Here is a 15,801-nt window from a genome sequence, read left to right on the forward strand (position 1 = left end):
ACGCCCCCGCACATCACGTTCAGCCTTCTAGCGAATGGACGGGGCCGTGGCAATTTTCGAGACGACAGGAGATGTCTGCTCTCCCGGATCGTCACCCTCGTGCTCGACACGAGGGCTCTTGCGGTGCCGGTAACACCCTCGCGTCAAGCGCGAGGGTGACGGGCAATGGTTTAGGCAATCGCATGGCTCACAAGCCCCATTTCGCGCGCTGCTGTCATGTTTTTCTCGGTGTCACCCCCGCGAAGGCGGGGGCCTCCGTGTGTAACGGGGGTTCCCGCTGTCGCGGGAATGACGCGGCGATAAAAGCTGCGGCCTCATGGGGTGACGAGCGGTGGTTGTGGGCGACCGCATGGCTCCCCAAATCACCCCGGAGATAGAGGCGCTCAATTTCCCGCAGACCTCATCCTGAGCCTGTCGAAGGACGAGCTCGGGTAACTCGGTGGCCGCGACCTCGTGGTTCGACAGGCTCACCATGAGGTCTATGAGGCGCCGGGAGGTGTCCGGCGCTCCCCCGAAGGCATCACCCCGCCAAGAACCTCATCCCGAGCCCACCAAAGACCTCATCCTGAGCCCACCAAAGACCTCATCCTGAGCCCACCAAAGACCTCATCCTGAGCCTGTCGAAGGAGGAGGTCGCCAACACCCGCTACGACCGCCGATACCAGTCCTCCATTCGCGCCACTTCCTCCGCCGATCCCAGGATCACCGGCACCCGCTGATGAATCCCGGTCGGCTCCACCGCCAATATCCCCTGCTGTCCCGTGGACGAACGCCCGCCGGCGCCCTCCACCAGCCAGGCCATGGGATTGGCTTCGTAAAGCAGCCGTAGCCTGCCGCCCTTGCTCGCCGTTTCGCTATCCAGGGGATAAAGGAAAATCCCGCCCCGCATCAGGATGCGATGGATATCGGCCACCATCGAGCCGACCCAGCGCATATTGTAGCGCTTGCCCGCCGCGCCGGCTTCCCCGGCAACGCTCTCCTTCACATAGTTCTTGGTGGCCGCGTCCCAGAACCGCTCCCGCGCCGTATTGATGGCGAATTCCCCCGACGCTTCCGGCACCAGTGCCGCCGCGACGGTCAGCAGCCATTGCCCGTCCGAAGCCAGCGTGAACACGCTGGTCGCGCCCTTGATCCGCAGCACCAGGCTCGTCGCCGGCCCATAGGCGACATAGCCGGCCGCCAATTGCGCCGTCCCCTTCTGCAACAGCCCGCCTGCGGCCGGCAGGATGGAAAAAATCGTTCCGACGGTGACATTTACGTCAAGATTCGAAGAGCCATCCAGCGGATCGGTCGCCACAATGACCTCGCCCTGACTCGACATTTCAACCGCTTCATCCAGCTCTTCGGAAACCAGAATCGATATTGCCGGATTTTCCCGTAAGTGCTTCAAAACAATATCGTTCGAGATCAGGTCCAGCGCCTTCTGGGCCTCCCCCTGCACATTGGTCGCCCCGGCCAGCCCGGTCTGGCCCGCAATCGGCGCCTGCCGCAGCACGGTGGCGATTTCCACGCCCGCCGCCGCCATGGACTCGATCGCGCTGGCGAGCTTGTCATCATTGGTTTCGGTGGCAAGCCATTGGGAGAGATTGGTCATGAAGGCTCCTTTCGCGGGGCCTTCACTGTCTCCAAGTGTCGCAACCGGACAAGGCCGACTTTCGGGTTAGTAACCTCCTGCGGACCGCGCCCTCGTGGTTCGACAAGCTCACCATGAGGCCAATGAGAACGTGGGTGCGGAATGGGAGAGGCTCACGGATGGGAAGACACCAAAGACCTCATCCTGAGCGTGCCGAAGGACGAGGGCGCCAGCACCGTGCCCGCGACGCTCATCCTTCCCGCGCCAGATCGGCCAGCAGGCCGGCCGCCACGCTCAGCCGCGATACGTTGATTTCGCCTGCCGTCAGCTCCTTCACCGCCGCCACGGTTCGCGTCACCTCGATCGATCGTTGCGCCACCAGATCGTCCACCGACCCCGCCGCCAGGGCGTCGGCGGTCAGGTCGCGCAGGGCCCGCATCACATTGGCCATGGCCCGGTCCAGCGCCATGCGGTCGACGCGGTCGCTCAGCACGATTTCGCGGCCCCCGGCGATGATGCGGAACAGGTCGAACTGGCCGGCCACGCCGAAATAGGCTTTGGCGGTGGTGTCGAGATCGGTTCCGGCGCGCTCGGCGACCAGCACGATATCGCTGCCATGGCCGAGGAATGGCAAAGTCCCGATCCGCTGCGCCAGTGTTTTGGGCACGCCCTGGCTTTCGAGCTCCCCGATATGGGCGTCGAGTTCCGTTTTCTGTTCTGCGGGCAGCAGGTCGGCAAGGTGGCGCAATTTCACGACGCCGCTGCGATGCCGCTCGATCAGCCCGGCCAGCCCGTCGCGGATGGAATGATTGCGCAGGAACCACAGGGTTTCCCGCCGCAGCAGCGCTTCCACCTCGGCATAAAGCGCCAATTGCACCGCTCCGGGCACCGTGCCGTCCAGGGCGTCGATGCCGGCATTGAGCTTGTCCAGCTCATAGGAATCGCGCACTGCCGCGAAGGCCAGCGCCACCTCGCCCGGGCTGGCGCTGGTCGCCGCCGTCAGTTCCGACACGAAGGCCGGGCCGCCGTGATTGATCATGTCATTGGTCAGTACCGTGGCGATGATTTCCCGCCGCAACCGGTGCCGCTCCACCGCCTCGGGATAGGCCCGGTGCAGCGTTTCGGGGAAATAGCGGAACAATTCGCGGGCCAGATAGGGGTCGTCGATGGCCGTTCCCGCCAACAGGTCGTCGAACAGCGTCAGCTTGGCATAGGCCAGGATGACCGCCAGTTCGGGCCGGGTCAGCGCCTCGCCGGCTTCCGCGCGCGCATCGAGCACGGCGTCGCCGGGCAGGAATTCCACCGCCCGGTCGAGCAGCCCGCGCCCCTCCAGCGTTTCGATCAGGCCGCGATGGTCCGGCAATTCGGCCATGCCCGCCCGTTCCGCCAGCGACAGCGCCAGCGTTTGCAGGTAATTGTTCCGCAGGCACAGGCTCGCCACTTCGTCGGTCATGCTGGCGAGAAATTCATTGCGCGCCGCCAGCTCCAAGGCGCCCGACGCCACCAAGGGCGCCAGGGCGATCTTGATATTGACCTCCAGGTCCGAGGAATTGACCCCCGCCGAATTGTCGATGGCGTCTGTGTCGATCCGCCCGCCTTTCAGCGCATAGCCGATGCGCCCGCGCTGGGTGACGCCCAGATTGGCGCCTTCGCCCACCACCTTGGCCCGCACCTCTGCGGCGCTGACGCGGATGGCGTCATTGGCCCGGTCGCCGACCGAGGCGTCGTCTTCCTCGCTGCCCTTGATATAGGTGCCGATGCCGCCGAACCACAACAGGTCCACCGGCGCCGACAGGATGGCTCGCATCACCTCCGCCGGCGTCGCCTCATCCTGTTCCAGCCCCAGCAAGGCCCGGATTTCCGGCGACAGCTTTATGGATTTCAGCGCACGCGAAAACACGCCGCCGCCCTTGGAGATCAGCGCCTTGTCATAATCCTGCCAGCTCGAGCGGGGCAGGGCGAAGAGCCGCTGCCGTTCGGCGAAGCTCGTCGCGGCATCGGGGGCGGGATCGATGAAAATGTCCCGATGATCGAACGCCGCCACCAGCCGGATCTGCCGCGACAGCAGCATGCCATTGCCGAACACGTCGCCGCTCATATCGCCCACCCCGGCGACGGTGAACGGCTCGCTCTGGATATCGCGGTCCATTTCGCGGAAATGCCGCTTCACCGCCTCCCAGGCGCCGCGCGCGGTAATGCCCATCTTCTTGTGGTCATAGCCCGCCGATCCGCCCGAGGCGAAGGCGTCGCCCAGCCAGAAATCCCGGCCGGTGGCGATGCCATTGGCAATGTCGGAAAAGCTCGCCGTGCCCTTGTCGGCGGCCACGACCAGATAGGGATCGTCGCCATCGCGCCGCACCAGGTCCGGCGGCGGCACGACCGCGTCCCCGACCAGATTGTCGGTGACGTCGAGCAGGGCGCCGATGAAAATCCGATAGCTCTCCTGGCCTTCGGCCATGAAGGCGTCGCGCGGCATGCCCGCCGTCAGCTTCTTGGGCACGAAGCCGCCCTTGGCCCCCCCCGGCACGATCACCGCATTCTTGACCTGCTGCGCCTTGACCAGCCCCAGAACTTCGGTGCGATAATCTTCCGGCCGGTCCGACCAGCGCAAGCCGCCGCGGGCAATGGCGCCGAAGCGCAGATGCACCCCTTCGACGCGTGGCGAATAGACCGAGATTTCCCGATAGGGGCGGGGCGCGGCCAGCCCGTCGATCTTGTGACTGTCAAACTTGATCGCCAGGGCTGCCGCGCGCGGCTGCCAGGCATTGGTGCGCAGCGCCGCCTCGATCAGGTTCTGGAACCGGCGGATGATCTTGTCCTCGTCCAGCGAGGAAATCCGCTCCAGTTCCGCCGCGATCGCCGCCCTGGCCCGCTCGGCCCGCGCCGGCCCATCGTCGAAGCCCGGATTGTGCAGCGCCTCGAACAGCGCGATCAGCGCCTTGGCGGCGATCCGCTGCTTCACCAGCACCTGCGCCACATAGCGCTGCGAATAGGAAATCCCCACCTGGCGCAGATAGCGCGACAGCGCCCGCAGCAGGGCCGCTTCCTGCCAGTCGAGCCCCGCCAGCGTCACCAGGCTGTTGAGCTGGTCGCTTTCCGCCGCCCCCTGCCACACCGCCACCAGCCCGGCCTCGATGGCGGCGGCGCGCGCCAATAGGTCGCCGGCGTCCTCGTCGCCATTGTCCAGCACCATGTCGTGCAGGTAGCGCTCGACCCCGTCGCGCGGCACCAGCGTATAGGTGCGCTCGTCGATTACCCGGAAGCCGAAATGCTCCAGCACCGGGACGCGGTCGCTGAGCGGTATGGCGGTGCCCTCGTGATAGACCTTGAGGCTCAGTCCTCCATGGGCGCCGCCGCGCGCGCCGAGCCGCAGGCCGACGCCATCCTCCTCCAGCCCTTCGAATATCCTGATGTCTTCCAGCGCCTCGTCCACCGCGTTGCGGCTTTGATAGGCCGGCGAAAAGGCCTGCCGCCAATCGCTGATCCGGCCGGGTTCGGGCGCCGCCGCGAGCAGCATGTCGGAAAAGTCCCGCGTCAGCGCCTCGACGCCCGCTTCCAGCTCCCGCCGGTCGGGCACCGGCGTCGCCCCGCCATCGCGTCCGATGATCACATGCAGCCGCACCAGCTCGCCCTCGGGGAAATGCGGATAAAAGGCCGAGACGCGCCCGTCATACATATCGGCCAGATAGCGGGTGATCCGGGCCCGCACCGCGCCGTCATAGCGGTCGCGCGGCATATAGACGAGAATGGAGACGAAATTGTCGAACCGGTCGATGCGCGGCAGCACCCTTACCCGCGGCCGGTCGTAGAGCCCGGCAATGGCTTCGGCGAACTCGGCCAATTGCCCGGTGTCGATCTGGAACAATTCGTCGCGCGGATAGGTGTCCAGCGCCCCCAACAGCGTCCGCCCGGCATGGCCCAGCGGATCAACCCCTTCATGCTGCATGACCTCGGCTATCTTCCGGCGGATGATCGGCACTTCGGTATGCGGCGTCGCCCGCGCCTGCGCCGTATAGAAGCCGACCAGCCGCAATTCGCCGCTCGCCGTCCCATCGGGCCCGAACAGCTTGATGCCGACATAATCCATATGCGCGCGCCGATGCACCCGCGCCCGCCGATTGGCCTTGGTCACCAGCAGCGGCTCGCTGCCCTTGGCGAAACCCACCAGTTCCGGGCTGCTCTCCACATATTCCCGGCCGCTGCGCACCACTTTGACGCTCTCGTCGCGCAATATCCCCAATCCAGTGCCGGCCACCGGCGCCAGTGCCGCGCCCTCCAGCCGATATTCCCGCAGGCCCAGAAAGTTGAAATTATGGGCGATCAGCCATTCGAGAAAACGCAGCGCCTCGTCGCGCTGCGCCGCCGGAACGGCCGCCAATCCCGTCATGGCCCGCTGCACCCGGTCGAGCATCGCCGCATTGTCCTGCATCGCCCAGGCGACATCCTGCAAGGTCGCATCCAGTTCCGCCACCAGCGCCTCGATGCCGGCCACCGGGTCGCTGTGGATATGCAATACGCTCATCGCCAGCCCGCCATCGGCGCTTACCTGCCCTTGCGCCACATGCAGGACCGGGTGAGAAAACAGCCTGATGGCCCCGCCCATGGCGCGCAGGGCGGCGAGCGCGCTGTCGACGATGAAGGGCATGTCCGGGCAGATGATGTCGAGCACCAGCGATCCGTCCGGCGTCTCCGGCGGCGTGACGAAAATCCGGATGTCTTCCAGCGGCCCGTCGATCAATCGCTCATGGCTGCGCCGCAGCATGGCGATCAGGGTTTCGGGCTCCTGCCGGGACAGATCGTCGGGATCGATGGCGCCGATCGCCTCGATCAGAAACCGCCGCAGGCTCGCATCGAGCCCCCCGGCTTCGATCCGCGCCAGAAACCGCGCCGCAATTGCCTCCGCCATGCCATGCTCCCTTGAATCGCCGGAGCAGTCTAGGCCGGAGGATGAACGCTGTCTCTACTCCCAAATGCCAGATCGGCGCCGGCTCCGGCAGGGCGTTTTCCCCAGCCGGCGTTTACCTCTTGTTAAACTCTATTAATGTGGTAGTCTTTCCGCCGGTTCAATGCAGGGGCGTTCATGCCGAAGCTATTCCAATGCGTGTCCTATGCGGCCCTCGCCGCGGCGCTCATCCTCGGTTTCGCGGTCACCACCCAGGCCGGGATGTTCTTCTGAATTAGCTGCCAGGATCTGGCCCCTCCCAGATCGCCACCTTCCCGGTGTCACCCCCGCGAAAGCGGGGGCCTCGGTTTGTTAACAGAGCTTCCCGCTTTCGCGGGAATGACGCCGGGTTAAGCAAGACGGTCCTGCTCCACAGGCGCCCCCTTTCCCAGATCGTCACCCTCGCGCCCGACGCGAGGGCTTTTGCGGCGCCCCCACAAACACCGACCCCTCGCGTCAAGCGCGAGGGTGACGAGCGGTGGTTTGGCACAATCACGAGCGACGATTTTTCGGCCAACCTCGCACCCCATTTCGCGCTGCTGCCGCACCACCCACGGTGTCACCCCGCGAAAGCGGGGGCCTCCGTTTGTTGACAGAGCTTCCCGCTTTCACGGGAATGACGCCGGGTTAAGCAAGGCGGTCCTGCCCCACAGGCGCCCCCGTTCCCAGATCGTCACCCTCGCGCCCGACGCGAGGGCTCTTGAGGCACCCCACAAACACCGACCCCTCGCGTCAAGCGCGAGGGTAACGAACGGTGGCCGAACCCACTCGCCATTTTTGCGCCACCCCCGGTGTCACCCCCGCGAAAGCGGGGGCCTCGGTTTGCAAAAGGTCAGCCCCGCCTCAATGCATCCGCGCCGGTTCCACCGGCGTTGCCGGTCCATTGCCGATTTTCGGGCCGGCCCAGAACACCACATAGAGCAGGTCCCGTCCGGCGGCATCGGTGATTTCGATGGAGCGGGGCGCGTCCATTTCCCCGCCTTGCCCGGCAATCCGCTCGATGATGGCGCGGCCCAGTTCGGCGGCCCGGTGCTCGGCGGCTTCCAGGTTCACATGCTCGCTGCCCGCCTCGTCGCGGACCAGCCCTTCGTCAGTGCGATAATGGAAGTAATAGCGCGGCATGAAGTATTCCCGTTATCCGGGTTAACGTCAGATCGTACAATCTGTTGCGGGGTTGAATCGATTTCAGTCTGGCATTGCGCCGCCGCTTAGTCGAGCCCGCGCAGGCCGTGGTAATTATGGCGGTTCCACACGAGCGGGCGGCGCGACATATCGGTTTCGGCGTCCACCAGCGCCCCGGCGAACAGCACATGCGTGCCGGTCTCCATGGCGCCGATCACCTCGCAATCGAGCACCGTCACCGCGCCACGCAGCAATGGCTGCCCCGATGGCCAGGCGCCCCATTGCCCCACCTCGAAGCGCTTTTCCGCTTCCACCTGCCCGGCAAAGGCATTGCCGACCGCCACCTGGTCCTCGGCCAGCATGGCCAGCGAAAAGCCGCCGGTCTTGGCGATGAAGTCGGCAAGGCGGCTGACGATGTCGATCGATACCAGTACCGCTGGCGGCTGCGCCGAAAGCGACAATACCGAGGTTGCCGTCCGCCCCACGCGCTCGCGGCCGCGTTGCGCTGTCACCACATGCACACTCGACGCCATCCCCGCCATCGCCGCACGGAATTCCGCGTCGCTTACCGCGGGGCGCCGAAGCGGTCGAAGGGCCATGCTGTCGGGCAGGTCGAAGTCGGGCATGAGAATAGTCATCGCGTATAGTCGCCAAAGGTGCAAACGAACTTTCCGCCCCCGCTCGCCCGCGCCTGCCTTTCCGATGAAAGGACGGGGCGCGCGCCGGGCGGCGAAGGGCGTTCGCCTCTCTCTTGACGAGAGAAGCCGGCGTGAAATGCCGGGGGCAGGGGCCTTATGCTCTGCCCCAAGGCGTCATCCCAGATTGGCTTCCGCGAATTCGTAATTCGCCAGCTTGTCGAGGAAATTGCTCACATAATCGGGGCGGCGATTGCGGAAATCGACGTAATAGGAGTGCTCCCAGACGTCCAGCCCTAGCAGCGCCTTGCCTTCGCCGGTCGCCAGCGGATTGGAGCCATTGGGCGTCTTGGTGGTCTTGAGCTTGCCGTCGGCGCCGATGATGAGCCAGGCCCAGCCGGAGCCGAACTGTGTGGTGGCAGCGGTCTTGAAGCTGTCCTTGAACCCGTCCACCGAGCCGAAATCCTCGATGATCTTGGCTTCGAGCCGGCCCGGAATATTGCCGCCATTGGGCGCGAGCGCCTGCCAGAAATGGATATGATTCCAGTGCTGCCCGGCATTGTTGAACACCGGGGCCAGGTCCGCCTTGCCATTGGCCAGGGCGATGATTTCTTCGAGCGACTTGCCCTCGAGGTCCGGGTTTTTCTCCACGAAGCCGTTGAGTGCGGTTACATAGGCCTGATGGTGCTTGCCGTGGTGCAGCTCCAGCGTTTCCTGGCTCATGCCGCGCTCGGCCAGTGCGGAAACCGAATAGGGAAGATCGGGGAGGGTGAAGGCCATAATGTCGCTTCTTTCGGGTGGGGGTGGACAGATTTGACCGGAACGTTTAATTTCCAAGCAATGGCTTTGAAAACCCTTTCCACAGATATGTCAAGCACGGGCTTGGATAATCCGACGTGGTCGCCGCGCAATCCCGCCGAGCGGATTCTTATGGCGCTCAAAATGCAGGGCGGGCTCTCGGCTGCCGCCCTGGGCGAGAAGCTCGGCACCTCCGGCGAGGCCGCCCGCCAGCAATTGGTGCGTCTGGCCGAGGAAGGGCTGGTGGAGGCACATAGCGCTGCCGCCGGCGTCGGCCGTCCCACACAGATTTGGAGCCTGACGCCGGCGGCCCAGGCGCGTTTCCCCGATACTCATGCGGCGCTGACCGTCCAGCTTCTCGATATCGTCAGGACCCAATTGGGCGAATCCGCGCTCGATATCATCATTGCCGCGCGCGAGGCCGACACCAGGCGCGCCTATGAGGCGGCCATCGCCTCAGCCCCCGATCTGCGCGCCCGCGTCGCGGCCCTCGCCGATTTGCGGAGTCAGGAGGGCTATATGGCGGCCTGGACCGAGCAAGCCGATGGCAGCCTGTTGCTGGTCGAAAACCACTGCCCCATCTGCGCCGCCGCCATTGCCTGCCAGGGCTTTTGTCGTGCCGAGCTTGAAGTTTTCCGCGCGGTTCTCGGCTCCGGGGTCGAGGTCGAGCGTCAGGACCACATCATTGCCGGCGGCCGCCGCTGCTCCTACACCATCAAGGCCAACAATAATGTCTCAGCCTGATCGCCCTCCTGTCGGCACGCGCCTCACCCGCATCGGCTGGGAAACCCCCGAAGGCCTCGACGAAACCATGATCCGCGCCGTGGTCGATCATTTCTATGCCCTGGCCCGCCGCGACGAGATTATCGGCCCGGTCTTCAACCGCGTCATTCCCGATGCGGAATGGCCGGGCCATCTCGACAAGATCGCCGATTTCTGGAGTTCCATGCTGCTCGGGACCGGACGTTACAACGGCCGCCCCATGCCCAAGCACATCGCCCTCCCCGAACTGTCCGACGCCCATTTCATGCGCTGGCTGCGTCTGTTCCGCGAAACGGTCGAACAGATCTGCCCGCCCGACATCGCTGCGCTCTTCATCGAGCGCTCGGAACGCATCGGCAATTCCTTCCGCATGAACATCTCTATGCGCCGGGGCGAGGACATCACCCAGATGGAGCCGCTGAAGCGGGAATCGTCACCGGTCTGGACGCCGGGGGTGAATGGCGACGCCTCGTAACAAGATGCGCCCATTATGACGCCATTGCCATGGCCAAATGCTAACAGTCTGCTAACGGGAACGGCTCGATGCTGATGGCCGCCTCTGCAACTAATTCCTAACTTCCCTTGACCTTCGCGACCTGCTCTTGGAACCTTTCGCCTAGCGGTGGCGGCAGCAAGGAGAGATTCAATGTCCGACGATAAGGCTCAAAGTCTGCGCGAAGCCGCGTTGCATTTCCACGAATATCCGCGGCCCGGAAAGCTGGAAATCACGCCGATCAAGCCGCTGGCCAATACGCGCGATCTTTCCCTGGCCTATTCGCCCGGCGTCGCCGCGCCCTGCGAGGAAATCGCCGCCAATCCCGCCGATGTCTACCGCTATACCTCCAAGGGCAACCTGGTCGCCGTCATTTCCAACGGCACCGCCGTGCTCGGCCTGGGCAATATCGGCGCGCTGGCATCTAAGCCGGTCATGGAAGGCAAGGCGGTTCTGTTCAAGAAATTCGCCGGCATCGATTCCATCGACATCGAGGTAAACGAACAGGATTCCAAGCGCTTCGTCGACATCGTCGCGCCGCTCGAACCCACTTTTGGCGGCATCAATCTCGAAGACATCAAGGCCCCCGAATGCTTCGAGATCGAGGAAGCCTTGCGGGAGCGCATGAATATCCCGGTCTTTCACGACGACCAGCACGGCACCGCCATCATCGTCGCCGCTGCCGCCATCAACGCCATGAAACTGGTCGGCAAGGACATTTCCCAGGCCAAGATCTGCACCTCCGGCGCCGGCGCCGCCGCCATTGCCTGCATGAACATGCTGATCGCCGTCGGCGCCAAACGCGAAAATATCTGGCTTGCCGACAGCAAGGGGCTCGTTACCAAATCCCGCGACAATTCCATCGATCGCTGGCGCGGCGCTTTCGCCCAGGAGACCGACAAGACCGAGCTCAGCGAGGTTATGGCCGGCGCCGACATCTATGTCGGCCTCTCCAAGGCCGGCGCCCTCAAGCCCGAAATGATGAAGGATATGGCGCCCAATCCGCTGATCCTGGCGCTCTCCAATCCAACGCCCGAAATCATGCCCGAACTGGCCAAGCAGGCGCGCCCCGATGCGCTGATCTGCACCGGGCGCTCGGACTATCCCAACCAGGTCAACAACGTTCTCTGCTTCCCCTTCCTGTTCCGCGGCGCGCTCGATTGTGGCGCCACCATCATCAATGAGGAAATGAAGGCGGCGGCGGCCCATGCCATCGCCAAACTGGCGCATGAGCCGGGGCTTGAAGCCAGCGCCCATGGCGTTCCCGCCATTTTCGGGCCGGATTATCTCATCCCCAATCCCTTCGACCAGCGCCTCATCCTGCGCATTGCCCCGGCCGTGGCCAAGGCCGCGATGGAGAGCGGCGTCGCCACCCGTCCCATTGCCGATTTCGACGCCTATCGCGACCAGCTTCGCCGCTTCGTCTTCCGCTCCGGCATGGTGATGAAGCCGATGATGGAGCGGGCCCAGGCCTCGGACAAACGCATCGCCTTCGCCGATGGCGAGGACGAGCGCGTATTGCGCGCCGCGCAGGTGATCCTTGAGGACGGCATGGGCCGGCCGATCCTTATTGGCCGGCCTTCGGTGATCCAATCGCGCCTGGAGCGCTTCGGCCTGACCATTCGTCTCGGCAAGGATTTTGAGGTCATCAATCCCGACGACGATCCGCGCTACCGCGATTATGTGGCCGAATTCCATGCCCTGGTCGGCCGCAAGGGCGTCACCCCCGATACCGCCCGGACCATCGTGCGAACCAATACCACGGTCATCGGCGCGCTGGCTGTGCGGCGTGACGAGGCCGACGCGCTGATCTGCGGCCTGCAGGGCCGCTACATCAAGCATGCCCGCGATATCCATTCCATCATCGGGCTTGCCGATAATGCCAGCCAGCTTTCGGCGCTTTCCATGCTGTTGCTCAATCGCGGCGTCTTCTTCCTGGCCGACACCTATGTGAACATCGACCCGAGCGCCGACGAACTGGTCTCCATCGCCCTGCAGGCCCGCGACCATCTGAAACGCTTCAATATCGAGGCCAAGGCAGCGCTGCTCAGCTATTCCAATTTCGGCTCCCGCGAAGGCGACAGCTCCTTCAAAATGCGCGCAATCTATGAAAAGCTCAAAGCCATCGCGCCCGACCTCGTGGTCGAAGGCGAAATGCAGGGCGACCTGGCGGTCAATTCCCAATTGCGCGACCGCTACATTCCGGACTCGGTCCTCGAGGGCGAGGCCAATCTCCTGATTTTCCCCAATCTGGAGGCGGCCAACCTGTCCATGACCCTGCTCAAGGAGCTGAACAACGGCCTGCACATCGGCCCCATCCTCATGGGCACCAGGCATCCCGCCCACATCCTCGCGCCCACCGTCACCAGCCGCGGCATCGTCAATATGTCCGCCATCGCCGCCACCGAGGCGGCGGGATGATGCCTCGCACCGAGGCGAGAGACGGGCAGGGGCCCACGGTTGAGTAAGGCTATCACTAGCGCAGGCTAACCCAGCTCCGCCCGTTCCGGTAACCGAGGAAAAGCCCATGACCTTCCAGGCCCTGCTGACCGAACGATCCGGCGATGGCACGGTTTCCTCATCCGTCCAGACGCTGGACGATGATCGCCTGCCGCCAGGAAATGTGCTGGTGGAGGTCGAATGGGCCGGCCTCAACTACAAGGACGGCCTTTGCCTCACCGGTCAGGGCGGTCTGGTCCGCAATTACCCGCACGTCGCCGGCATCGACTTTGCCGGCAACGTTCGCGAGAGCGACGATAGCCGCTATCGACCCGGCGATGCGGTGGTTCTGACAGGCTGGCGGGTGGGCGAGACCCATTGGGGAGGCTATGCGACCCGGGCCCGGGTGCAGGGCGATTGGCTGGTGCCGCTTCCCGCGGGTCTGTCCAGTCGCGATTCGATGGTGGTCGGCACGGCAGGCCTCACGGCGATGCTTGCCATCAATCGCCTGGAAATGCTGGGAATTCAGCCAGCCAGCGGTGAGGTCCTGGTTACCGGTGCCGCCGGCGGTGTCGGCTCCATCGCCATCGCGCTGCTGCATCGGCTGGGCTGTTCGATCACGGCGCTTTCGGGGCGTCCCCAGCATGCCGACATGCTGCAAAATCTCGGCGCCACCACGATTCTGGATCGCGCCGAATTCCTGGCGGAGCCGGACAAGCCGCTCGAAAATGCCCGCTTTGCTGCGGCCATCGACTGCGTCGGTGGCGATATTCTCGGCAAGCTGCTGCGCCAGATCGCTTATGGAGGCTCTGTGGCCAGTCTCGGCAATGCCGCTGGCATTGCACTGAACACCAATGTGCTGCCGTTCCTGCTCCGCAGCGTCAATCTGCTTGGCATCGACAGCGTCATGCAGCCCTATAAAGCCCGCATGTCCGCCTGGGCCCGCTTGACCGGATTGTTCGATCTCGCCGCTTATGCCGGCAATGTCGAGGAAATCGGCTTCGATGCCCTGCCGGACAAGGCGCGCCAGATTCTGCGCGGCGAGGTCAGGGGCCGGGTGCTGGTACGGCCGCAATAACCAGCGCCCGCGCTGCCGGACTGCTTGGCATTCTATTGAGAAGCCTGAAAAGACATTCGCCCGTCAGCGGGCGCTATTGACTTGTATGGTAGTCATCGGCAAGGTTGCATTGTCTGAGTGGGAATAACCTCTCAGGAACGGCCGGAGACACGTCATGGGCATGGCCCAGCCAGGGTATGTGGTTAAGCGTGAGCTACGCGATATGTCTTCCGTCTGACCGACTGTTCCGGACGGATGCTCGTATCGACCTTCTGAGTTGCCCGCAAAGAGTTCGACCGTGCGGCCACGGTTGGCGGGAGCTTGTTCCTCCACCAGCCGTACGCTTCGAACCGGAAGGAGCAGCGGGAGGACGAATGCACTACGTCAAGTCAGTGCTGCTCGGGGCCCACCCGCAGTTCGTTTCCCGGATATGTGTCGCGTAAAATGCGCAGCCGCGTGTGTGGAGGAGGAGCCGACATGCTGGTCGACCTTATAAAAGAGGTACGTAAGCCAAAATCTGTATAGGCCCGAAATGCGAGCCGGATCGGCCCGGGCCTGACCGAACAAGAATGCTCTAGGGAGGAACGAATGAGCAGACTGACAAGAAGAACTTTTCTTGGAGCCGCCAGCTCCGTTGCTGCGCTCGCCGCCATGGGCCGTCCGGCCTTTGCACAGGGCGCTCAGATCCGTCATTTCTGGTGGGGCAATCCGGATCGCGACAAGCGGACCTTTGCCGTCATCGACATGTTCAACGGCACGCATCCCGACATCACCGTTTCCGGAGAAACCCTCGGCTTTGACGACTATTTCACCAAGCTGACCACCCAAATCGCGGGTGGCAACATGCCGGACGTGATCCAGCAGGGCTATGGCGTTCTGTTCGAATATATCGCCAATGGTGCTGTGGTGCCGCTGGATGAATATATCGGCAAGAGCCTGGATATTTCAAAGATTGACCAGAGCGCCATCGACGCCGGCACCGTGGATGGAAAATTCTACGCCCTCTCCATCGGCGCCAACAGCCATATGGCGATCTACAATACGCGCCTGTTCGAGGAAGCCGGCATCGTGCCGGGCGAAACCTTCGATCCTTATGGCTACACCTATGACGAACTGGCCGAATTCGCCGCCGTCATCAAGCAGGCCACCGGTGTCGCGGGCACCGACGATAACACCGCCGATTACCAGAACTTTTCGGACTTCGTTGGCCAGAAAGGCGCCTTGCTCTTCAATGAAGACGGCTCCTATGGCGCCACCCAGGAGATCGTCGAGGAATACTGGAGCACCTGGGAGAAGATCCGCAATGCCGGGGGAACTCCTCCGGCGCAGGAAACCGCCGGCCTGGCCGGCGTGGCAGAACTCAGCCAGCAGGGCATCGTCACCGGCAAATCGGCCATGACCTATCTCTGGTCCAACCAATTGGTCGGCGTGCAGGGGCTGGTCGAGGATACTCTTGGCGCGGCCATGTATCCCAATACGCCGGACATGATCCCCGGCTCCATCGTTCAGCCGAGCCAGTTCATCTGTCTCACCCGCGACAGTGTCGATCCGGTCGCTGCCACGACCTATATGAGCGCCTTCGTCAACGATCTCGACATGACCGAGGTTCTGGGTCTGGAGCGCGGTATTCCCAGCCAGAGCGACGTGCGCGATGCGCTTGAGGCCAAGCTCACGCCTGCCGAGGCCGTTTCGGTTGCCTTCTTCGATGGCATTCAGGGCAAGACTGCCGCCCTGGAGCCGCCGCCGCCCAGCGGCGCCAATGAGATCGAGCAGACCTTCGAGCGCATTGCTGTCGGCGTGCTGCTGGGCGAACGCTCGATCCCCGAAGTCGCGTCCGATTTCCTTAATCAGGCCCGCGCGATCCTGGCTCGCGCATAGGTCTGGGCAATCCGGCCCGCCGCTTCTCCCGAGAAGCGGCGGGTCGCACCGGGAACGAGGCAATATCTGCCAGACACGCGGCAGGTGCTGCATCCGGGTACT

10 protein-coding genes are annotated in these 15,801 nt (G+C 64.0%); 5 read left to right on the forward strand and 5 right to left on the reverse strand.

All coding sequences use genetic code 11. The features are described from left to right. Positions 1-646: 646 nt before the first annotated feature. From O9Z70_RS04215 to O9Z70_RS04235, 5 genes are all read right to left on the reverse strand, one after another. On the reverse strand, positions 647-1,594 hold the full coding sequence (locus O9Z70_RS04215; protein WP_286021249.1) for a class 1 fructose-bisphosphatase: 948 nt from the start codon (positions 1,592-1,594) through the stop codon (positions 647-649). A 229-nt stretch (positions 1,595-1,823) separates the two neighbouring features. Continuing rightward, complete coding sequence (locus tag O9Z70_RS04220) at positions 1,824-6,479, reverse strand: NAD-glutamate dehydrogenase (RefSeq protein WP_286021250.1); 4,656 nt, start codon at positions 6,477-6,479, stop codon at positions 1,824-1,826. A gap of 879 nt (positions 6,480-7,358) precedes the next feature. Next, the gene (locus O9Z70_RS04225) at positions 7,359-7,637 is read right to left on the reverse strand and encodes a DUF6894 family protein (RefSeq protein WP_286021251.1); all 279 of its coding nucleotides are present in this window, start codon (positions 7,635-7,637) and stop codon (positions 7,359-7,361) included. 86 nt (positions 7,638-7,723) lie between these two features. Then, positions 7,724-8,275: a flavin reductase family protein gene (locus tag O9Z70_RS04230; RefSeq protein ID WP_286021252.1), complete on the reverse strand. Its 552-nt coding sequence runs from the start codon at positions 8,273-8,275 to the stop codon at positions 7,724-7,726. 174 nt (positions 8,276-8,449) lie between these two features. Further along, positions 8,450-9,052, reverse strand: a complete 603-nt coding sequence (locus tag O9Z70_RS04235) for a superoxide dismutase (protein WP_286021253.1) — start codon at positions 9,050-9,052, stop codon at positions 8,450-8,452. A gap of 150 nt (positions 9,053-9,202) precedes the next feature. On the opposite strand from O9Z70_RS04235, the gene O9Z70_RS04240 reads away from it, so the two are divergent. The 5 genes from O9Z70_RS04240 (at position 9,203) to O9Z70_RS04260 (ending at position 15,699) form a co-directional block, all read left to right on the forward strand. Continuing rightward, positions 9,203-9,814 carry a helix-turn-helix transcriptional regulator gene (locus tag O9Z70_RS04240; protein ID WP_286021950.1) on the forward strand — a complete coding sequence of 204 codons (612 nt, stop codon included), beginning with the start codon at positions 9,203-9,205 and terminating at the stop codon, positions 9,812-9,814. After that, a complete protein-coding gene (locus O9Z70_RS04245; protein ID WP_286021254.1) occupies positions 9,801-10,307 on the forward strand; it encodes a group III truncated hemoglobin in 507 nt (168 codons plus the stop codon). Before O9Z70_RS04240 ends, O9Z70_RS04245 begins: the two co-directional genes overlap by 14 nt. 171 nt (positions 10,308-10,478) lie before the next feature. Further along, positions 10,479-12,746, forward strand: a complete 2,268-nt coding sequence (locus tag O9Z70_RS04250) for an NADP-dependent malic enzyme (RefSeq protein WP_286021255.1) — start codon at positions 10,479-10,481, stop codon at positions 12,744-12,746. 106 nt (positions 12,747-12,852) lie between these two features. Beyond that, positions 12,853-13,842, forward strand: a complete 990-nt coding sequence (locus O9Z70_RS04255; protein WP_286021256.1) for an acrylyl-CoA reductase family protein — start codon at positions 12,853-12,855, stop codon at positions 13,840-13,842. 567 nt (positions 13,843-14,409) lie between these two features. Continuing rightward, a complete protein-coding gene (locus O9Z70_RS04260; protein ID WP_286021257.1) occupies positions 14,410-15,699 on the forward strand; it encodes an ABC transporter substrate-binding protein in 1,290 nt (429 codons plus the stop codon). The last annotated feature ends 102 nt before the right edge of the window (positions 15,700-15,801 follow it).

Origin of the sequence: Devosia sp. YIM 151766 (assembly GCF_030285925.1) — a bacterium.
Classification (GTDB): domain Bacteria; phylum Pseudomonadota; class Alphaproteobacteria; order Rhizobiales; family Devosiaceae; genus Devosia.

Bases quoted from the DNA above. Each gene is read 5' to 3' on its own strand.
- O9Z70_RS04220 (WP_286021250.1), bottom strand. From the start codon at position 6,479: ATGGCGGAGGCAATTGCGGCGCGGTTTCTGGCGCGGATCGAAGCCGGG.
- O9Z70_RS04260 (WP_286021257.1), top strand. From the start codon at position 14,410: ATGAGCAGACTGACAAGAAGAACTTTTCTTGGAGCCGCCAGCTCCGTT.
- O9Z70_RS04225 (WP_286021251.1), bottom strand. From the start codon at position 7,637: ATGCCGCGCTATTACTTCCATTATCGCACTGACGAAGGGCTGGTCCGC.
- O9Z70_RS04215 (WP_286021249.1), bottom strand. From the start codon at position 1,594: ATGACCAATCTCTCCCAATGGCTTGCCACCGAAACCAATGATGACAAG.
- O9Z70_RS04230 (WP_286021252.1), bottom strand. From the start codon at position 8,275: ATGACTATTCTCATGCCCGACTTCGACCTGCCCGACAGCATGGCCCTT.
- O9Z70_RS04235 (WP_286021253.1), bottom strand. From the start codon at position 9,052: ATGGCCTTCACCCTCCCCGATCTTCCCTATTCGGTTTCCGCACTGGCC.
- O9Z70_RS04255 (WP_286021256.1), top strand. From the start codon at position 12,853: ATGACCTTCCAGGCCCTGCTGACCGAACGATCCGGCGATGGCACGGTT.
- O9Z70_RS04250 (WP_286021255.1), top strand. From the start codon at position 10,479: ATGTCCGACGATAAGGCTCAAAGTCTGCGCGAAGCCGCGTTGCATTTC.
- O9Z70_RS04245 (WP_286021254.1), top strand. From the start codon at position 9,801: ATGTCTCAGCCTGATCGCCCTCCTGTCGGCACGCGCCTCACCCGCATC.
- O9Z70_RS04240 (WP_286021950.1), top strand. From the start codon at position 9,203: ATGGCGCTCAAAATGCAGGGCGGGCTCTCGGCTGCCGCCCTGGGCGAG.